We start from the raw sequence: 18,999 nt of genomic DNA, 5'->3' as shown, positions 1-18,999 counted from the left end.
AGTGTGTTATTCCACTTGAGTGACAGACTGAGTCTGAATCGCCTGAGTTGGGCAAACGGACAGACAGGCACCACAGCCAGTGCAATCTGCGTCATTGACTACCGGTTGAGCAACCTTTCCCGGCTGCAAGGCAAAACGTATGGCCAACGGTTCGCACGCGTCACCGCATGTCCGGCAATCCACCCCTTGTTTGGCCAGACAGGCAGATGAGATGGCAATACTGACCTGCCAGGGCAGTTCTTGTTGTGGACGGAATAACGGTTCCGGACACGCCTGCGCGCACTGATAACAGAAGGTGCATTCACCGCGCTGAAAATCAACCTGAGGAAAACCGCCATCCCCCTGCACGATGATTTGGGTCTCACAGGCATTCAGACAGGCCTGACAGCGCGTACACTGATTCGTGAACGCGTGATCGTCGATCATCCAGGGTAAACGCGGCGCCTGCGGCGCACTGTCTCGCCGCAGCCAAAATCGTCGTGCTAAATCAGCCATAGGTCTTACACATGGGTTCCACTGCCTGCAAAAGGCAACATATTCAGAGATAAACAGTCAAAGTATAGACATAGTTTAGGTGTGGGTATTCAGGGCTTAACATACCCCGAAGGAGGTAATTCGGGCCTAACCTTGTTTGAGATCAAGAAAGTACAACGCTTAACTTCACAAAATGCACAGCATCAGCGAAAACAGTCTTATTGAAATGGAAAGCCTCCCACACTGAGCAGGAGAACGAGTGCCCAAACGTCCGGATTTATTCCCCTCAAACACCCTGCCAAAATCTGGCCTGCTGGCTGGCAGTGTCACGGGAACTGTGGCCAGAGTCATGCTGGCCATTGTGTTACTTTCCCTGCTGACCACAGGCGCAACCATGTTTGCGGTCAATGCCAGCCGTTATGACGCTGAGGTCGTCAATCTGGCCGGTTCACTGCGCATGCAGAGCTACCGGCTGGCCTTCCAGCTGGCAGAACAAGGTGAGGCGAATGCGCAGGATATCGCCCAGTTCAGCCAGACGCTGGCGACACCGGCAATGACCTCCCTGCTCGGGCTGACCACCCCGAGGGAGCTGACTCAAAGCTATCAGGCGATACTGGACGACTGGCAGCGGCTCAGTGCTTTGTTAACCGATCAGCCCCCTGATTTTTTTATTCGTCAGGTGCCCGAGTTTGTCGATCGGATCGATCACTTCGTCTATGAATTACAGGCCTTTTCAAAGCAAAAACTCCAAATGATGGCCATCATTGCCGGGCTGGGTCTGGGACTGATCCTGCTGCTGGCATTGTTTGCGATTCAGTACAGCCGGCGGTTTATCGTGCCGCCGCTGCACAACCTGCTGATCGCCAGCCAGCAGGTGCAGTCGCGCAATTTTGCCGTTCGGGTACAGGAAGACAGCCAGAATGAACTGGGTACTCTGGCTAGAGCGTTCAATCAGATGGCCGAAGAGCTGGGGCAAAGTTATCAGGCGCTGGAGCACACGGTCGAAGAAAAAACGCACCGGCTGCAGGAAGCCAATAACGCCCTGAAAACCCTGTATGACTGTGCACAGTTATTATCCATGAACCGGATTCAGGCTAAACATTTCAGCCAGGTTCTGGGCCGGCTGATGCAGCTGGAAGGCTTTGCCGCGATCAGGCTGGTGGTTGAAGAAGGGCAAGGGATACGAACGGAATTTCAGGCCGGAAAGCCTGACGAGAACCAGTCATGGCATCATCATGCGCTGAAGCAGGAAGCGCAACATCTGGGCACACTCTGGTGGCAGCATACCCTGCCGTGTCCCGATCCGGCGATGATCATCAGCGTCGGCCATCTGTTGAGTCGCGCCCTCCATGCTCACCAGATCCAGGTTCAGAACGAGCAGTTACTCCTGATGGAAGAAAGAGCCACCATCGCCAGAGAATTACATGACTCACTGGCGCAGGCGTTGTCTTATCTGAAAATTCAGCTCACTTTACTCAAGCGTCAGTTGGCCACGTCACCAGAGTCTGCCAATGGTGTGATTGATGATATTGACCAGGGCCTGTCGCAGGCTTACCGCCAGCTTCGCGAATTGCTCAATACCTTTCGTCTGTCGGTCAAACCCGGCAAACTGGGGGATGCCCTGAACGACATGCTGAACGGGCTGAGGAATCAAACCAATGCCAGCATTTTGCTGCATAATCAGTTACCGTCTATTCAATTGACAGCGCAGCAGCAGATTCACCTGCTTCACCTGACCCGGGAAGCCGTCATCAATGCGATAAAACACGCCAGAGCCCAAACGATTACAGTCGAGTGTGTTCAGCAGGAAAACCATGTTCTGGTGAACATTGCCGATGATGGTCAGGGCTTCAATCCGGATCACAGCAAAACGGCCCACTACGGCCTGACGATCATGAATGAGCGGGCTGAGAGCCTGGGCGGCCAGCTGACCATTACCAGCGCCCCCGGTGAAGGCTGCCAGATTCAACTGAAATTTGCATTACAAAGCACAGGATAATAACCATGAGCGACACGCCGGCATACCGGGTTTTAATTGTTGATGACCACCCTTTGATGCGCCGCGGCCTCGGCCAGTTACTCGAACTGGAGGCCGGTTTTGAGCTGGTCGGTGAAGCCAGCAACGGCTATCAGGCTCTGGATCTTGCCAGCGAGCACGACCCTGACCTGATTGTACTGGACCTGAATATGAAAGGTATATCCGGGTTAGATACCCTGCGTGCGCTGCGTGAACAAAACTGCCAGGCAATCGTCGTCATCCTGACGGTGTCCGATAATCCCAGTGACATTCGTGCCCTGATCAAAGCCGGAGCGGATGGCTATCTGCTGAAAGATACCGAACCGGAGCAACTTCTGGTTTTGCTGCATCAGGCCGTTGCCGGCCAGCAGGTGTTCAGTCATCAGATCAGTCAGTATCTGGCAGACAACGCCAATACCGAGGATCCACTCAATGAATTAACCGGCAGAGAGAAAGAGATCCTCCACCTGGTCGCTCAGGGGAAACGCAACAAAGATATTGCTGTTCAGCTGTTCATTTCTGAAGCGACCGTGAAAGTGCATATCAAAAGCCTGCTGAAAAAGCTGGACGTCGGCTCTCGAACTGCAGCCACCGTCATCTACCTGCAAACGCAGGACAGATAATCCTCCTCCCCCATTTCAATCAGGGTTTGCCATTGCGAACCCTGCGCATTCCCGTTATAAAAGGGGCTTGTTTTATTATTCCTGCCAGACAGACAAACAGGTTAGATTATGAGCACCATCGCCTACGGGATCAAAAACTGCGATACCATCAAAAAAATGAAAAAATGGCTGGATGAGCAAGGCATCGAGTACCGTTTTCATGACTACCGCGTCGACGGTCTGGATCGCAGCCTTCTTGAAACCTTTGAAGCCGAACTGGGTTGGGAAGCCTTACTGAATAAACGCGGCACCACGTTCCGTCAGCTCAGTGACGAGCAGAAAAATACTCTCAACCGTGACAGCGCTCTCACCTTGATGCTGGAACAACCGGCCATGATCAAACGCCCGTTACTGGTGCACAACCAAAGTTATCATCTGGGTTTCAAACCGGATCAGTATCAGGCCATTTTTGCTTAATTTTTGAAACCACTTTAATTTACGTCATATTTAGAAGGAAACACGGATGTCAGACAGCCCAGTCATCGCCCTGGCCAAAGACCTTATCAGCCGACAATCAGTCACCCCTGCCGATGCCGGGTGTCAGGATGTCATGATTGCCCGCCTTGAAAAACTGGGCTTCAAGATTGAAACCATGGTCTTCGAAGACACCACCAACTTCTGGGCGCGCCGTGGCACAGAAGCCCCTTTATTTGTGTTTGCCGGTCACACAGATGTTGTGCCTGCCGGACCTGCAGCGCAATGGCACACCCCGCCGTTTGAACCCACAATCATAGACGGTTACCTGCACGGCCGTGGCGCCGCCGATATGAAAGGTTCACTGGCCTGCATGATCGTTGCCATTGAACGTTTTGTGGCTGAGCATCCGGACCACAAAGGCTCTATCGCCCTGCTGATCACTTCCGATGAAGAAGGCCCTTTCATTAATGGGACAACCCGGGTTGTGGATACGCTTGAAGCGCGACAGGAAAAAATCGACATGTGTATTGTCGGCGAGCCGTCCAGCACCCATGAAGTCGGCGATGTGGTGAAAAACGGCCGCCGCGGCTCTATCACCGGCGATCTGATCGTGAAAGGCGTCCAGGGCCACGTGGCCTACCCTCACCTGGCCGATAATCCGGTTCACAAAGCCATGCCGGCTTTAGCCGAGCTCTCTGCCACTGTCTGGGATAACGGCAACGACTACTTCCCACCGACCAGTTTTCAGATTGCCAATGTCGCAGCTGGCACAGGGGCATCCAACGTCATCCCAGGCGAATTCCACGTCCAGTTCAATTTCCGTTTCAGCACTGAGCTGACAGTGGATGATATCAAGCGCAAAGTGCATTCTGTCCTGGATGCTCACGGCCTTGACTATGATCTGATCTGGACCTTCAGCGGCCACCCATTCCTGACCGACGAAGGTACCTTACTGGAAGCTGTGGTCAGCGCCATTGAGGAAGTGAACCATAAGCGTCCTGAACTGCTGACGACAGGCGGAACCTCTGATGGCCGTTTCATTGCCCGCACCGGGGCTCAGGTGGTCGAACTGGGACCGGTCAATGCCACGATTCACAAAGTCAACGAATGTGTGAAAATGGCCGATCTGGAAAAGCTCACCGATATGTACCAGAAAGTGATGGAAAAAGCCCTGGCATGACACTCAGTCAAAGCACATTGACGCTGGAGCAACTCACAGGGCTGGACGAAAGCCATCTCTGTGAGTATCAGCAGCGTCTGATCCATCAGGACGTTCACGATGCGCTGGCCGCCTTACAACAGGCGGCCGCTGAAGCCGGATTTGAGCTGACAATCGCCAGCGCCTTCCGCTCCTTTGAGCGCCAGATGCTGATCTGGAATAACAAGTTCAATGGCGTACGTCCGATACTGGACAGCTGCAGCCAGCCGCTGGATACAAGCTGTCTGAATGAACTGGATAAGATCCGGGCCATTTTACGCTGGTCAGCCCTGCCCGGCGCCAGTCGCCATCACTGGGGAACAGATCTGGATGTTTATGCCCGCAACTGCCTGCCGGAAGGCTCACAGTTACAGCTAGAGCCCTGGGAGTATGAAGAAGGCGGGCATCAGGCCGCATTCAACACCTGGCTGACGGACAACATGGGCCGTTTTGGTTTCTACCGGCCTTATGCCGTTGATTTAGGTGGGGTCGCTGTCGAACCCTGGCATATCAGCTATTTTCCAGTCAGTCAGTCGCTTCGGGAACTGCTCACGCCAAGCCAGCTTGCCACTGTGATCAGCAATCAACCTGTTGCAGGAAAATCGCATATTCTGGCAAACCTTGATACGCTTTATAGTAAGTACATCAACAACATCTGTGAGGTCTGAGATGGAATGGCTGCTCAACCCCTGGGTTATCTCTATCATTATTGTGAGTGTGGTGGTCAGCAACATTGCTGCCATTAAATACACAGCCAATATGAAATTTGGCCGCCACGACAAAACCCAGGAACTATTGCGAAAACAGCAGGAAGTCGAGAAGCTGAAGCATCAACAGCCTCAGGATGATGCGACAGATACGACAGATACGACAGATAAAAAATAACCGGTTACTCAGAACCGGTTATTTTATGCATTCAGCGCTGTACTTTACATCGCATCAGCTGCGGCACAGGTAGTCCGCTTGTCCGACCCACTTATAGCTGGTCAGTTCTTCCAGCCCCATCGGGCCGCGGGCATGCAGTTTCTGGGTAGACACCGCGACTTCTGCGCCCAGTCCGAACTGTGCACCATCGGTAAACCGGGTTGAAGCGTTGACATACACAGCGGCAGAGCCTGCGGCATTGATGAAACGCTCAGCCGACATCAGATCATTGGTCAGAATCGCATCGGAATGGCTGGCATTGTGGTCCTGCATATGACGGATAGCCGCTTCGACATCAGAGACCAGTTTCACCCCCAGGGTATAACTCAGCCACTCAGTGTCAAAGTCCCCCGCTTGCGCCTCGCGCAGCTGATTGGCTTGACCTTGCAATATCTCCAGCGCCTGCCCCTCAGCAACCAGCAGCACTTTGTTCTGATTCATGCGCTCTGCCAGTGCAGGCAGAAAATCGGCCGCCACCGCCTCATGGACCAGCAATGTATCCAGCGCATTACAGGCAGACGGACGCTGCACTTTCGCGTTTTCCACGACATCCAGCGCACGCACCAAATCAGCCGACTGATCGACAAAGGCATGGCTGATGCCAAAGCCGCCGATAATCACAGGAATCGTGCTTTTTTCTTTACACATTTTGTGCAGGCCGGCACCACCACGGGGAATGATCATATCGACATACTGATCCATGGTCAGCAGCTCAGAGACCAGCTCTCTGTCCGGTTTGGCAATATACTGCACTGATGCACCAGGCAAGCCGGCTTTTTCCAAGGCCTGCTGAATGACACTGACCAGGGCCATATTGGAGTGGAAGGTTTCCCGTCCGCCGCGCAGAATACTGGCATTACCGGTTTTCAGACACAAAGCGGCGATATCAATGGTCACATTCGGGCGAGCTTCATAAATCACGCCCACTACACCTAACGGCACTCGACGACGGCTCAGGCGCATCCCATTCTCCAGCACGCGCGAATCCAGCTCGGCACCCACGGGATCCGGCAAACCAATCACATTACGCACATCACCGGCAATCGCCGCGAGACGCGATGGATTGAGCATCAGTCGATCCAGCAATGCCTCAGACATACCGCTTTCACGCGCTGCCGCCAGATCTTTTTCATTGGCGGTCAGAATCTCAGCCTGACGGGCTTCCAGTTCATCGGCGATAAACGCCAGTGCCTGATTTTTCTGCGCTGTCGCTGACGTTGCCAGTGTAAAAGCAGCCTGCCTGGCTGCCTGTCCCATTGATTGCAATTCCACCCTGTTCCCCTTTATCGGTCTGTCTCTGCCAAGTCAATTCAACCCAAGCGAGTTGAAAAGGCTTGGGTCTAATTCTGTATCTGGTTATATCAGTACCAGATCATCCCTGTGCACGGCAACCGGCCCGTATTCATAACCCAGTACCTTGTGAATATCCTGGCTGTGTTTACCAGCGATTTTCGCAATATCCAGGCTGGAATAGCGGCTGATCCCTCGGGCCAGCAAAATGCCATCGGCGCTGTAAATACGGGCCACTTCACCCCGCTCAAACTCACCTTTCACCGCAGTAATACCTTTCGCCAGCAAGCTGCTGCCGCGCTGTGTCACGGCCATGGCCGCCCCGGCGTCGACAATAATATCCCCGGCAGGCGGAGGACCGGCCAGAATCCAGCGCTTCCGGCTTTCCAGTGGCGATTCCAGCGGCAGGAAATGAGTGCCCAATTGCTCGCCCTGCACGATACCGGCAATCACTTCCGGTCTGCTGCCTGCGGCAATAATCACTTCAATCCCTGCGCGGCGAGCCACATCAGCTGCCTGCAGTTTTGTGGCCATACCGCCTGTGCCTAAACCGCCGACACTACCGCCAGCCAGCTTGCGCAGGGTTTCATCGATGGTATGCACTTCCCGGATCAATTCTGCATCCGGGTTACTGCGCGGATCGGCCGTAAACAGGCCGGGCTGATCGGTCAGCAGCAACAGCTTGTCGGCGCCGGCCAGAATACCGACCAGCGCAGAGAGGTTGTCGTTATCGCCGACTTTAATTTCAGTGGTTGCCACGGCATCATTTTCATTCACCACAGGAATAATGCCATGCTCCAGCAACGCCAGCAGCATATCCCGGGCGTTCAGATAACGTTCACGGTCATTCAGATCAGCACGGGTCAGCAGCATCTGCCCGACATGCAAACCATAGATGCTGAACAGCTGTTCCCATTCCTGAATCAAACGGCTCTGGCCCACGGCCGCCAGCAGTTGCTTGCTGGCCATGGTTTTGGGCAGTTCCGGGTAACCCAGATGCTCGCGACCTGCGGCAATCGCGCCGGAAGTCACAATAATCACCTGGTGGCCCTGCTGACGCAGATGCGCACATTGACGAACCAGTTCAACCATATGGGCACGGTCCAGTTTGAGAGTGCCGCCAGTCAGCACACTGGTTCCCAGTTTCACGACTATGGTCTGTATTGCAGCTTGCTCTGTATGGTGAGTCTGTTGCTCACCGAGATGTTTTTCGTGATTGTCTGCCATGAAGATTCAAAAAGGATGCGGATGAATGGCATTTGTTTTATCAACCCCGACCGTAAAGCACAAGAAAAATGCGCCAGTGACGGCGCATTTTCTGTTTTTTCAGGGTTTAATCCTGAAATCAGGCCGAAACGGATAAAGTCGGCGCTGACAGATCCGATGCCGGGCTCAGGGTGAGCGAGTATTCCTGCTCAAGCAGGGTAATCAGCTTCTGGTAAAAGTCATCCAGCGTCTGCTGGACCGGCTCAAGGTGCTTCGCCGGCACCTTCTCTTCCAGCCAGTCACCATTGATGTCATAACGCCCGAAAAAATAGCGGTACTGATAGCCGGCCTCAGTTTCAACCATTTCCAGCCACCAGCCCCAGAACTCACGTTCTTCCGGTGCTTTTTTGGCATTAATACAACTTGCCAGACAATCGAAGAAAAAATGCCCTTCGGATGAGTGCTGCTGGCGAAGATACGGGCCAAGCGCAGTCAGCTTGGTCATCAGGCGGCCATGAGGAGGAAAAATGACTTGTGTTGGCATAGCATGTCCATCCTTAGTCGGAGATCAAAAAAAGCGCAACGTTCTGAAAATATCCCTTGTTGGAATGACCATTTAACACACAATGCATATGAAATGGCAACATATTATTTACATCCTCGGACCAGAGAAAGCGACCTTTACAGCGTTTCCTTCAGCCAGTCGACGACTGTGCTCATCACCCTGTGGTAACCATCATGCAAAGGCGTTGCGGGCACACTGACTGCTTTCCCGCCGCGGCTTGATATGGCGATCAGTTGATTATCCGACTCAGGACAAACAGGATCATCTTTTAAACTGACCCCTAGCATAGGGATATCGACTTTACGACGGGCGAGCAATCCTTGCTGCTTGAGCGACCAGGCACTCATATGCGACACCAGGCTGGCTTTAGAGACCCAGTTTTTCCCCATCCGGGAAGCAAACATATCCAGATACATTCTGGGCATACTGCTCAGCAGCTTAGGCTGGCTCAGGAAGCCATGAATCATCCCACCAATACTGATACTGGTTTTCAGCCGTGTCGGCTCCAGAAAGCCAAGCCGGATAGCAGCATTACCACCAAAACGTATCCCCAGCATCGCAACCCTGTGATGATCCACCCAGGGCACATCACGCACCTGTTGTAGCAATGCCTGATGAAGCCGGCTGGTATCTTCGGTTAATGGCCAGGCCGCACTGTGGCCGACCGATGGCATATCCAGAGTGATCATCGCAAAACCGGCAGGGCCAAGATAATCCTGATACAAGGGCCACAGCTCAGTCTGTAAAGTATCCAGTCCACCACTGACAATCACGGTCGGCAACAGCTTGTCGGTACAAGGTAAATGAATAAAAGCCTGAAACGTTTTCCCCTGATAGGAGACATCGATGGTTTTGACCTGATGCGGCATCAGGTCCGTGGCCTCTTTGTAGGTCAAGTTTGCCTGAAGCTCCGCCTGCGCGGCCAGATCATCCCCCTTGAGATGAGGATAAGCGGCTATCCCGTAATGGGTGCTGGCTTTCAGCAACAACTTGGCGGCCTGCTCCTTGTCGCCTTTCTCCAGGCACTCACGGCTTAAACGCTGGTATTTACTGCCCAGCTGAGACCATTCATATACCCAGTTCCCCGGCTTGTAGCCAATCACTGTATCCAGCAGATCATCCTGAGTACGCTGTGCTTTGGCGCTGGCAATTTTGGCGAAAACACTTTCCATTTCAATCGGGTCTACCCCCTGCCAGATCCATTGCGGACGTCGCAAAACCCGGTACCAGCCGCTGACACTATCACCGTCGAGCGCATTATGAACTTCTTGGGATGAAGTATGGGCCAGTTTCACCAGACTCGAGGTTTCTTTGGTCGTTTGACGAGGGGCAAACAATTTTTCAGACAAGTTTACCTTAGAAGGCTCAGACACAATGGACTCCTGCATTTGTCGGTTCAGAACCTGCTACCGCCACCCCAGCGATAACATTGAATCTGGCTATATTGTATATGTTTTCTCAGCCATTACCCCAAGCGACAGACACAAAAAAGGAGCTCATTCGCTCCTTTTTGGAAAAATACAGGATCGCTGTTTTATTTAGCGCTTGGCAATCGGATCCACAAAGGTCACGGCCATATCCCAAGGTTGCTCAATCCAGGTATCCTGAGCAATATCGACCACATAGTCATCGACCAGGTGTTTACCGGCCGGTTTGGCGCAGACCGTGACGAATTTCGCTTTCGGGTACATAGTACGGATCATTTCCGCCGTACCGCCGGTATCAACCAGATCGTCGACAACAATAAAGCCGTCACCATCGCCTTCTGCTTTTTTCAGTACTTTCATATCACGCTGATGATCGTGGTCATAGCTTGAAATACAGACTGTATCTACATGGCGAATACCCAGTTCACGCGCAAGAATGGCAGCCGGAACCAGACCGCCACGGCTGACAGCAATAATGCCTTTCCACTGTTCAGCCGGCAGCAGCTTCTCAGCCAGCTGACGTGTGTAACTCTGCATGTTGTCCCAGGTGATGACGAACTTATTACTCATATCCGATGAACCTCTAAATCAGCGAATAAAAACCGCTGGTCGATAAATAAATTATAAAAAGATGATTTTAGCAGCAAACAGTGCGGCAATAACCCAAACGCTGATGTTCACCTCGCGGCCTTTCCCACTGAGCAATTTCACTGCAGCATAGGTGATAAAGCCCAGCGCGATACCTTCAGCGATAGAATATGTTAACGGCATGAGCAGGCAAACCACAACGACAGGTGCCGCTTCTGTTAAGTCACGCCAGTCAATTCCCACCAGGCCTGACATCATCAGAATGGCCACATAAAACAGCGCACCAGCCGTTGCATACGCTGGCACCATGCCAGCCAGAGGCGAGAAAAACAGCGCCAGCAGGAAGAGCACACCAACAGTGACGGCAGTCAGGCCGGTCCGGCCACCCGCAGCAACACCCGCGACACTTTCAACGTAAGACGTGGTATTGGATGTCCCCAGTACGGCACCCACAGAAGTCGCAGTACTGTCTGCCAGCAGCGCACGACTCAGTCGCGGCAACTTACCGTCTTTATCCACCATATCAGCTTTGGTTGCCACGCCAACCAGGGTACCGGCCGTATCAAACAAGTCCACAAACAGGAAGGCAAAAACAATCGAGACCAGACCCACATCCAGAGCACCACTAAAGTCCAGTTGCATGAAAGTCGGTGCTATGCTTGGCGGCGCTGACACTATCCCGTTGTATTGGATGTCACCAAACAGGATGCCCAAGCCTGTGACGATCAAAATCGCCAGCAGTACCGCGGCTTTCAAGCCTCGGTGCACCATGGCAATGGTCAGCACGAAGCCAAGTGATGCCATCACGGCAGGAAAGCTGGTCAGATCGCCGACATGTACCAGAGTGGCTGGATTATCGACGACGATCCCGGCACTTTGCAACGCGATAAAAGCCAGGAATAATCCGATTCCCGCCGTGATACCAATCCGGAGAGACATAGGGATGGCATTGATCAACCATTCCCTTACTTTGAGCAGACTCAGAGCGATAAAACACAGGCCAGAGAAGAAAACCGCCGCCAGCGCAACCTGCCAGGTGTGCCCCATGCCCAGTACAACGGAATAAGTAAAGAAAGCATTCAAGCCCATCCCAGGCGCCTGAGCAACCGGGTAATTGGCCACCAGTCCCATCACAAAGCAACCGATCATGGCTGCCAGACAGGTCGCCACAAAGACGGCACCTTTATCCATGCCTGTCGCCGACAACATAGAGGGGTTAACAAAAATGATGTATGCCATCGTCAGGAAGGTCGTTGCACCCGCCAGCACTTCAGTACGGACATTCGTACCGTTTTCACTCAACTTAAACAGTTTCTCAAGCATTGCTCTCTGGTCCTTGGAGAAAAGTGTTTGCTACCTCTGAAACGCAAAAAGTATTACCGAAAATAGTAAACGATTGCGTCACAGTAATTTTGGGGGCAGATTATAGGCTTATCAGTAGTAAATTACCAGACTGGTCAGAAATATCCGCCAGGGTCAGATATCTGGCTGATTTCAGCCCAATCCATTTCCAAATTGCGATAGAACAAGTTAAAAATCAACAACTTAAACAAATCCTTTTATGGCTGGTTTTTTAAGCATTTATATTTTTCACAGCAAAAGCAAACGCTTAATCCAATATAAAGAGTGAAATCTTTACTCTGTTTGACTGGGTGTAATCGAATACATTCTTTTTCACGACATTTTCGTAATGAATGCCGGATGAAACAAAATACGTAAAGCGGAAGATAAAAAAAACGCCACCCATTCCCGGGTGGCGGCAAAACTAAGTTTTCGGGTCTCTGTTAACAGCAATCACTGCAGCAGAGCAACCATCTGATTAGTCTTGAAAGTTAGGGGGTGAACATCTGTTTGCAACGCTAAGGCTGCAGGCACATCAGGGGGATGTGTGCCGTGAGCAATTCAACTATCAGTAACCAAAAGATCTTGGGTAGCTAAACGCACCACTGAAAACGCCTTGATTGTTCCAAAATTTTGCTGTGGATTCATATACATTCATGACAACGACTTCCTTAATTCTTTCTATTGCCTGCAGGCTGCCTGAAAGCAACCTGGCCACCAATCTCGGTTCCATGGAGTGAACGCACTGACTTTCCCTGTGCTAACGATCGTCTTTCAACTTGGGATGATAATAACCATTAGGTAATTTAATTACAACTTTAATTTTAACCAGATCACATTTTTGTGAATTAAAATCTCAAAAACACCTTTCCGTGATGGTTTATTACGTCACAGTTAATGTTAAGCCGCCCGTAAATCCACCAAAATGAGACTAAAGTGGCATACCTAATTCCCGAATAAGCAGACAACATCAGTGAAGGTCATTTGCCTGAGTGCAAGCAAGGAAGAAAGCGCTATGACAAAACTCCCTCACTTACGTTCATTATCGATCAGCAGCCGTCTGTATCTGCTGGGCTTGATCATTACCATTCTGACCCTGCTCCCTCTGATAACCTTCATATCCGGCTATCAGGAAAGTCTTCTGGACCAAAAACGAGATAAAACCAGAAATCTGGTCGAGAGTGCGCACAGTTTGCTGACTTACTACTATCAGCAGGAAACTCAGGGCCAGCTGACACGCAGTGAAGCACAGATGCAGGCGAAACAAGCCATCGCCAGCCTGCGCTACGAAAATAACGATTATTTCTGGATTAACGATAGCCATCCCAAGATGGTGATGCATCCCTTCAAACCCGAGCTGGACGGAAAAGATCTCTCCCAATTCAAAGATCCCCTCGGCCATACACTGTTTGTCAGCATGGCCAATATTGTCAGGCAACAAAGTCAGGGCTTTGTCGATTATCAGTGGGAAAAACCAGGTCACTCAGAACCCGTTGATAAAATTTCCTACGTCAAAGGTTTTGCACCCTGGGGATGGATTTTGGGGTCAGGCATTTATGTCGATGATGTCAAAGCACTCTTTTACGCAGAATTACAACGCCTTGGGCTTATTCTGGCCGCTTCACTGATCCTGATGCTGGTGCTGGCCAAAGTGATTGGCCGCAGCATTACCGCTCCGTGTGAGTCCACTTTGCTGGCCATGCAGGACATTTCCCGTGGCGAAGGCGATTTAACCCGGCGCCTGCCAGTTCAGGGCAATGACGAATTGAGCCGGATTGCAGAAGCCTATAATCAGTTCGCTGATCGGATCAGTGACATGCTGCGTGCTGTTGAACCTGTCAGTGAGCATATCAGCTCAGCCGCCAGCCAGCTCAATGCCGTCGCCACAACCACAGCCGAGAGTGCCAGTCAGGCCCATCAGGGCATTGATTCCGTCGCCTCAGCCATGACAGAGCTGCATTCCAGTAATCAGGAAGTCGCACGTTCCGCCGCAACTGCTGCTGATGCCGCAATCACGGCACAATCTCACAGTGAACAGGGGCTGAGTGTCGTGTCTCGCTCAGGAGAGGAAATGCGTGCCCTGCTCGCCTTGCTGGATGAAACCAATCAAAGTGCGCAGGCATTGGCCGAAGACTCAGAGACCATAGGCGCAGTACTGGACGTGATCCGCAACATTGCCGAGCAGACTAACCTGCTGGCGCTGAATGCCGCCATTGAAGCAGCCCGCGCCGGCGAGCAGGGGCGGGGTTTTGCCGTCGTCGCCGATGAAGTCCGCACTCTGGCGACCCGCACTCAGTCCAGCACCAATGAGATAGAAACCATTATTACCCGGCTGCAAAGCCGCTCCACCAATGTCAGTCACGCCCTGCTCCAAACCAGTGAGCAGTCCGCCAGTACGGTGAAACATGCGCAGGATGTTGCCAGTGCACTGGAAGCGATCAGCCAGCAAATTCATACGATACGTGAGCTGAATCAGCATATTGCCGATGCCAGTCAGCAACAGTCCGATGCAACAGAGGCCATTAATATCAGTCTGTCACAGCTAAGCGAGCATAGTCACAGCCATGTTGCGCAAGGCCAGCAGATTGCCGCAGCCAGTGAGCAACTGCTTACCAGCGGCCGTGATCTGAATCTGCAGTTCTCTCAATTTAAGATTTAATCAAAAGCCAATGGGACTATTCGCAAGCGATCTGTGGTTGAGGTAAGATATTCATCTGCCTTAACCGAAAAATCACCCTATGATAATTCGGTTAAGGCGGCATGAATGACAGTTTATTAGGGAGAGTTCTGTGTCTGAAATCAGCCATCTTTCGCCACAAATCGTGTGGCAATTCTTTGATCAAATTTGCGCCATCCCCCACCCGTCCAAACATGAAGAGGCCCTGGCTCAGCACATCATTCGTTTTGCTGAAAGCGAAGGCCTGGCTGTGCGCCGCGATGCCACTGGCAACGTCTTGATTAAAAAACCTGCTACGGCGGGCATGGAAAACCGCAAAGGTGTAGTGCTTCAGGCCCACATTGATATGGTTCCGCAAAAGAATGAAGACACAGACCACGACTTTGCCGTTGACCCCATTCAGCCTTATATCGATGGTGAGTGGGTCACCGCCCGAGGCACAACGTTAGGTGCTGATAACGGTATTGGGATGGCAACCTGTCTGGCTGTGCTGGCCTCGAAAGACATTGAGCACGGCCCTCTGGAAGTGCTGCTGACCGTAGATGAAGAAGCCGGGATGACAGGTGCATTTGGTCTGCAGGCAGGCTGGCTGGAAGGCGATATTCTGCTCAATACTGATTCAGAGCAGGAAGGCGAAGTCTACATGGGTTGCGCCGGTGGTGTGGATGCCGAGCTATCTCTGGCGATTGGGCGTGAACCCGTCCCGGCCGATCACACGGCGGTCAAACTGATGATCAAAGGTCTGAAAGGCGGACACTCAGGCTGCGATATTCACACCGGTCGTGCCAATGCCAATAAACTGCTGGGACGTTTCCTGTTTGCCCATGCCGCTGAGCTGGGGCTTCGTGTCAACAGCCTCAAAGGCGGCACACTGCGCAATGCGATTCCCCGTGAAGCCTTTGCCATCGTCACGCTGCCCGCCAACAAAGCTGATACGCTGCAATCGCTTTTTGGCCAGTTCCAAAGCATACTGAATGCCGAGCTGTGCAAGACAGAAACCGGTATCAAGCTGTCGGTTGAAAACAGCGAATTACCTGCTGATATCTTATCTGATGGCAGCCAGCAGCGACTGCTGGCGCTGATCAATGCCTGTCCGAACGGTGTGGTACGCATGAGCGATGACATTCCGGGAGTCGTTGAAACCTCACTGAATCTGGGCGTGATCACCACAGAGTCTGACCGCGTGACCCTGCTGTGCCTGATCCGCTCACTGATTGACTCCGGCCGAAGCAGTGTTGAGCACGCGCTGAGCGCCCTGGCCCAGCTGGCGGGTGCCCAGTGTGAGTTCTCCGGTGCCTATCCGGGCTGGAAACCTGATCCGGATTCGGAAGTGATGCATCTGTTCCGAGAAACCTACCAGGATATTTACGGAATGATCCCGGATATCATGGTGATCCATGCCGGTCTGGAATGTGGCTTGTTTAAAGAGCCCTACCCGAACATGGATATGATTTCTTTCGGCCCAACCATTAAATTCCCGCATTCACCCGACGAGAAAGTCAACATTCAAACCGTTGGCCTGTTCTGGGAACAAATGGTTGCCATCCTGAAACAGATCCCGGTGAAAGCCTGATCCAGACACTTGATCTGCACCAGGGGGGAGCACATCCGCTCCCCCATTGTCTTTTCCTGCGAAGCTGAGTCCCTGACTACCAGTCAAACGACAATTGCTGGGCTTTGACACCCGACTCCAGCCCGACACTGATACCGACTAAGCGAATTTCCCGTCCTTTTTGTCTGGTCAGCGCTTCAGCCAGCAAAGCGGCAAACTGTTGTTTGTGAAGCAATGGCTGAATATGCTCAACCGTGGTTTGCTGAAAGTCCGCAAATTTTATTTTCACGCCCTGACGGGCAATGCGCAGATCCGGACGTACTTTACGAAGTCGTGTTTCTAATTCAGGATACAACTGCTCTATAACCTGCCAGCATTGTGCATAGTCTCCGATATTGCGGGCAAAGGTCCGCTCGACACCGACCGATTTTCTCTCCCGCGAGACCACGACTTCACGCTCATCAATACCGTGTACCCGCGACCACAGTGACTGACCAAACTTGCCAAACTGTTTTAATAGCTCCCGCCTGTCATACGCTTGCACATCTTTGCCGAGATACAGGCCAATATCGTGCAGCTTTTGGATGGTGACTTTGCCCACTCCCGGTATTTTCTCCAGTGGCAGGTCAGCCACAAAATCAGGAACCTCGGCTGGCGTCACCACATACTGACCATCCGGCTTATTCATGTCTGAAGCAATTTTGGCAATGAATTTTACCGGTGCCACACCTGCAGAAGCCGTGAGATGCAGCTCTTCACGGATAGCCTGGCGGATATCCTGAGCAATCAAAGTCGCAGAGCCACGATGCAGGCTGCACGCTGTGACATCCAGATAAGCTTCATCAAGTGAAAGGGGTTCAATCAGCGAGGTATAGCGTTGGAAAATCGCCCTGATCTGATGGGAGACCTCTTTATACACAGCCATCCTGCCGGGCACCAGGACCAGGTCAGGACACAGCTTCATCGCCTGGGCCGTCGGCATCGCAGAGCGCACACCAAATTGCCGGGCCAGATAATTACAGGTACTGAGCACGCCCCGCTGTTCTGAGCGCCCGCCAATCGCAATCGGGACATGTTGCAGCTCAGGGTTATCACGCATTTCAACCGCTGCAAAAAAGCAGTCCATGTCCACATGGATAATTTTCCGTTGCTGGCTGTCGGTCAAGGTTTGCTCTGGCATAACATCGGGTTTTCAGCGTGTGATTGAATGAAAAGTAACTGTGTTTATATACAGCATTATAAGTGCACACCCAGCAGATAGCGAGCAACAAAAAAGCCCGCGGGATTATCCACGGGCTTTTACTCAGCGAGAATGTCTGTCATCCATCAGATGATCTGGTTTTTCTTCCACTCTTCCTGCTTGGCAGCGCGCGCTTCACGCTTCAGACGCTTATCACAAGGTTCAGGGCAGTCACATTCTTTTTCAATGCCAACCGCACCCAGGCCACCGCAGCTACCGGCTACCGTCTTGCGCTGGAAAATATAGCCAACGGCCATAGCCACGATGACTAACAGAAAAACGCCAAAGGTTGTTACATATACCAACATACGATGCTCTCAACTTATTTCTTTTGCATGTAAGTTACGAAGGCATCAGAGGCGTATTCCTTAAAGCCTTCATCTGTACTTACAATCAACAGAACTGGCAATTTCTCTTGGTTAGCCAGTGCCATCGCTTTCTCTTCACCCATCACAGAAAATGCCGTTGCCAGCGCATCTGCTGTCATGCATTTCGGATGCATCACAGTGACTGAAACCACACGGTTGGTAATCGGCTTACCTGTGATGGGATTAATCAGATGTGAATAGCGTACACCATTTTCTTCAAAATAGTTACGATAATCACCCGATGTAGCCACAGCCATTTCACCCGGCTCAACCACTTCCTGAATGGAGCGACTGCCGTCTTCAGTTGGCTTTTCAATCGCTATCCGCCATGGCACGCCTTCCAGATTGTTGCCTTTCAGACGAATTTCACCACCGATTTCAACCAGATAGTTATTCACACCCAAAGAGGCAATATAGTCAGCAACCACGTCAACACCATAACCTTTCGCAATGGATGACAGATCAACATACAGGCCGGGCAAATCTTTAATCAAAGCGTTACCTTCAACCTTCAGATGCTCTATACCGACTTCCTGACGACGAGCATTCAGCTCTTCATCCGTCGGTACCACATCCGGACGAGCTTCCGGACCGAAACTCCATAAGTTGACCAAGGGGCCAACCGTCACATCCAGTGCGCCATCCGTCAGTTGAGACAAACGAATCGCTTCCCGCACCACGGTTGCTGTATCTGCTGAGACGGCAAACGGTTCGCGGCTTTGATGCTGATTAAATTGGCTGAGCTCGGAGTCCTCCCGGTAGGTCGACATCTGATCATTCACCAATTCCAGACGGCGATCAATTTCTTTCTGAAGCGCCACCTCGCTCGGTAAGCCTTCCTGCTCAATCAACTTGATCGAATAATAGGTGCCCATGGTTGAGCCGGTCAGGTGAATTAACTGACGTTGCTCGCTACAACCACTGACAACCAGCGCCATCACCAGCAGCATGGTTGCCCGGGTGAAAAATTTCATCATGTAAGGGATCTCCCAAAGACTGAAAATGTCTGCTCAGCTGCCGTTCACACGGCATTGATACGCTCTAAAGAAAATT

At 51.9% G+C, this 18,999-nt stretch carries 18 protein-coding genes; 8 read left to right on the top strand and 10 right to left on the bottom strand.

The genetic code is table 11. The features are described from left to right. Window positions 1-6: 6 nt before the first annotated feature. The gene (napF, locus tag LN341_RS04035; protein ID WP_234204091.1) at window positions 7-495 is read right to left on the bottom strand and encodes a ferredoxin-type protein NapF; all 489 of its coding nucleotides are present in this window, start codon (window positions 493-495) and stop codon (window positions 7-9) included. A 238-nt stretch (window positions 496-733) separates the two neighbouring features. On the opposite strand from napF, the gene narQ reads away from it, so the two are divergent. The 6 genes from narQ (at window position 734) to LN341_RS04005 (ending at window position 5,653) form a co-directional block, all read left to right on the top strand. Continuing rightward, complete coding sequence (gene narQ, locus LN341_RS04030; RefSeq protein WP_234204090.1) at window positions 734-2,473, top strand: nitrate/nitrite two-component system sensor histidine kinase NarQ; 1,740 nt, start codon at window positions 734-736, stop codon at window positions 2,471-2,473. A 5-nt stretch (window positions 2,474-2,478) separates the two neighbouring features. Continuing rightward, window positions 2,479-3,114, top strand: coding sequence for a response regulator (locus tag LN341_RS04025; RefSeq protein ID WP_234204089.1), 636 nt, complete (start codon window positions 2,479-2,481; stop codon window positions 3,112-3,114). Window positions 3,115-3,222: 108 nt separating this feature from the next. Beyond that, a complete protein-coding gene (locus LN341_RS04020; RefSeq protein ID WP_234204088.1) occupies window positions 3,223-3,570 on the top strand; it encodes an ArsC family reductase in 348 nt (115 codons plus the stop codon). Between the two features lie 46 nt (window positions 3,571-3,616). Beyond that, window positions 3,617-4,750 carry a succinyl-diaminopimelate desuccinylase gene (gene dapE, locus LN341_RS04015; protein ID WP_234204087.1) on the top strand — a complete coding sequence of 378 codons (1,134 nt, stop codon included), beginning with the start codon at window positions 3,617-3,619 and terminating at the stop codon, window positions 4,748-4,750. Further along, complete coding sequence (locus tag LN341_RS04010) at window positions 4,747-5,436, top strand: M15 family metallopeptidase (RefSeq protein WP_234204086.1); 690 nt, start codon at window positions 4,747-4,749, stop codon at window positions 5,434-5,436. The genes dapE and LN341_RS04010 overlap by 4 nt, the downstream gene beginning before the upstream one ends. Before the next feature lies 1 nt (window position 5,437). Next, entirely contained in the window at window positions 5,438-5,653 is a 216-nt protein-coding gene (locus tag LN341_RS04005) for a DUF2897 family protein (protein WP_234204085.1), read from the top strand. 54 nt (window positions 5,654-5,707) lie between these two features. Here the strand turns inward: LN341_RS04005 and LN341_RS04000 are convergent, their stop codons facing one another. The 6 genes from LN341_RS04000 to LN341_RS03975 form a co-directional block, all read right to left on the bottom strand. After that, complete coding sequence (locus tag LN341_RS04000) at window positions 5,708-6,964, bottom strand: glutamate-5-semialdehyde dehydrogenase (protein WP_234204084.1); 1,257 nt, start codon at window positions 6,962-6,964, stop codon at window positions 5,708-5,710. 84 nt (window positions 6,965-7,048) lie between these two features. After that, a complete protein-coding gene (gene proB, locus LN341_RS03995) occupies window positions 7,049-8,209 on the bottom strand; it encodes a glutamate 5-kinase (RefSeq protein ID WP_082095811.1) in 1,161 nt (386 codons plus the stop codon). A 118-nt stretch (window positions 8,210-8,327) separates the two neighbouring features. Next, window positions 8,328-8,732, bottom strand: a complete 405-nt coding sequence (crl, locus tag LN341_RS03990) for a sigma factor-binding protein Crl (protein ID WP_046221488.1) — start codon at window positions 8,730-8,732, stop codon at window positions 8,328-8,330. Window positions 8,733-8,869: 137 nt separating this feature from the next. Next, window positions 8,870-10,126 carry an esterase FrsA gene (gene frsA, locus LN341_RS03985; RefSeq protein ID WP_082095819.1) on the bottom strand — a complete coding sequence of 419 codons (1,257 nt, stop codon included), beginning with the start codon at window positions 10,124-10,126 and terminating at the stop codon, window positions 8,870-8,872. Window positions 10,127-10,291: 165 nt separating this feature from the next. Continuing rightward, on the bottom strand, window positions 10,292-10,750 hold the full coding sequence (gpt, locus tag LN341_RS03980; protein WP_046221490.1) for a xanthine phosphoribosyltransferase: 459 nt from the start codon (window positions 10,748-10,750) through the stop codon (window positions 10,292-10,294). A gap of 51 nt (window positions 10,751-10,801) precedes the next feature. Next, the gene (locus tag LN341_RS03975) at window positions 10,802-12,091 is read right to left on the bottom strand and encodes an NCS2 family permease (RefSeq protein WP_234204083.1); all 1,290 of its coding nucleotides are present in this window, start codon (window positions 12,089-12,091) and stop codon (window positions 10,802-10,804) included. Window positions 12,092-13,124: 1,033 nt separating this feature from the next. Between LN341_RS03975 and LN341_RS03970 the strand changes: the two genes are divergently transcribed. Beyond that, complete coding sequence (locus LN341_RS03970; protein ID WP_234204082.1) at window positions 13,125-14,768, top strand: methyl-accepting chemotaxis protein; 1,644 nt, start codon at window positions 13,125-13,127, stop codon at window positions 14,766-14,768. 130 nt (window positions 14,769-14,898) lie between these two features. After that, on the top strand, window positions 14,899-16,359 hold the full coding sequence (locus LN341_RS03965) for an aminoacyl-histidine dipeptidase (protein WP_234204081.1): 1,461 nt from the start codon (window positions 14,899-14,901) through the stop codon (window positions 16,357-16,359). 76 nt (window positions 16,360-16,435) lie between these two features. On the opposite strand, the gene dinB is transcribed toward LN341_RS03965, so the two are convergent. The 3 genes from dinB to LN341_RS03950 all read right to left on the bottom strand — a co-directional run bounded on the left by dinB (window position 16,436) and on the right by LN341_RS03950 (window position 18,896). Continuing rightward, window positions 16,436-17,518 carry a DNA polymerase IV gene (dinB, locus tag LN341_RS03960; protein WP_234204080.1) on the bottom strand — a complete coding sequence of 361 codons (1,083 nt, stop codon included), beginning with the start codon at window positions 17,516-17,518 and terminating at the stop codon, window positions 16,436-16,438. Between the two features lie 146 nt (window positions 17,519-17,664). Beyond that, window positions 17,665-17,886 (bottom strand): (Na+)-NQR maturation NqrM, encoded by a 222-nt coding sequence (gene nqrM / locus LN341_RS03955; protein ID WP_027253869.1) that lies wholly within the window; start codon window positions 17,884-17,886, stop codon window positions 17,665-17,667. Window positions 17,887-17,900: 14 nt separating this feature from the next. Next, window positions 17,901-18,896, bottom strand: a complete 996-nt coding sequence (locus LN341_RS03950; protein WP_234204905.1) for an FAD:protein FMN transferase — start codon at window positions 18,894-18,896, stop codon at window positions 17,901-17,903. Window positions 18,897-18,999 lie beyond the last annotated feature (103 nt).

Source organism: Photobacterium sp. TLY01 (assembly GCF_021432065.1).
Classification (GTDB): Bacteria; Pseudomonadota; Gammaproteobacteria; order Enterobacterales; family Vibrionaceae; genus Photobacterium; species Photobacterium halotolerans_A.
Note: the sequence above shows the minus strand (reverse complement) of the source record. Positions and strands in the feature narration are given on the sequence as shown.

Coding starts and splice junctions, on each gene's coding strand:
- LN341_RS03970 (WP_234204082.1), top strand. CDS start 13,125: ATGACAAAACTCCCTCACTTACGTTCATTATCGATCAGCAGCCGTCTG.
- LN341_RS04005 (WP_234204085.1), top strand. CDS start 5,438: ATGGAATGGCTGCTCAACCCCTGGGTTATCTCTATCATTATTGTGAGT.
- gpt (WP_046221490.1), bottom strand. CDS start 10,750: ATGAGTAATAAGTTCGTCATCACCTGGGACAACATGCAGAGTTACACA.
- crl (WP_046221488.1), bottom strand. CDS start 8,732: ATGCCAACACAAGTCATTTTTCCTCCTCATGGCCGCCTGATGACCAAG.
- LN341_RS04010 (WP_234204086.1), top strand. CDS start 4,747: ATGACACTCAGTCAAAGCACATTGACGCTGGAGCAACTCACAGGGCTG.
- LN341_RS03975 (WP_234204083.1), bottom strand. CDS start 12,091: ATGCTTGAGAAACTGTTTAAGTTGAGTGAAAACGGTACGAATGTCCGT.
- dapE (WP_234204087.1), top strand. CDS start 3,617: ATGTCAGACAGCCCAGTCATCGCCCTGGCCAAAGACCTTATCAGCCGA.
- proB (WP_082095811.1), bottom strand. CDS start 8,209: ATGGCAGACAATCACGAAAAACATCTCGGTGAGCAACAGACTCACCAT.
- LN341_RS03950 (WP_234204905.1), bottom strand. CDS start 18,896: ATGCTGCTGGTGATGGCGCTGGTTGTCAGTGGTTGTAGCGAGCAACGT.
- nqrM (WP_027253869.1), bottom strand. CDS start 17,886: ATGTTGGTATATGTAACAACCTTTGGCGTTTTTCTGTTAGTCATCGTG.
- napF (WP_234204091.1), bottom strand. CDS start 495: ATGGCTGATTTAGCACGACGATTTTGGCTGCGGCGAGACAGTGCGCCG.
- LN341_RS04020 (WP_234204088.1), top strand. CDS start 3,223: ATGAGCACCATCGCCTACGGGATCAAAAACTGCGATACCATCAAAAAA.
- dinB (WP_234204080.1), bottom strand. CDS start 17,518: ATGCCAGAGCAAACCTTGACCGACAGCCAGCAACGGAAAATTATCCAT.
- LN341_RS04025 (WP_234204089.1), top strand. CDS start 2,479: ATGAGCGACACGCCGGCATACCGGGTTTTAATTGTTGATGACCACCCT.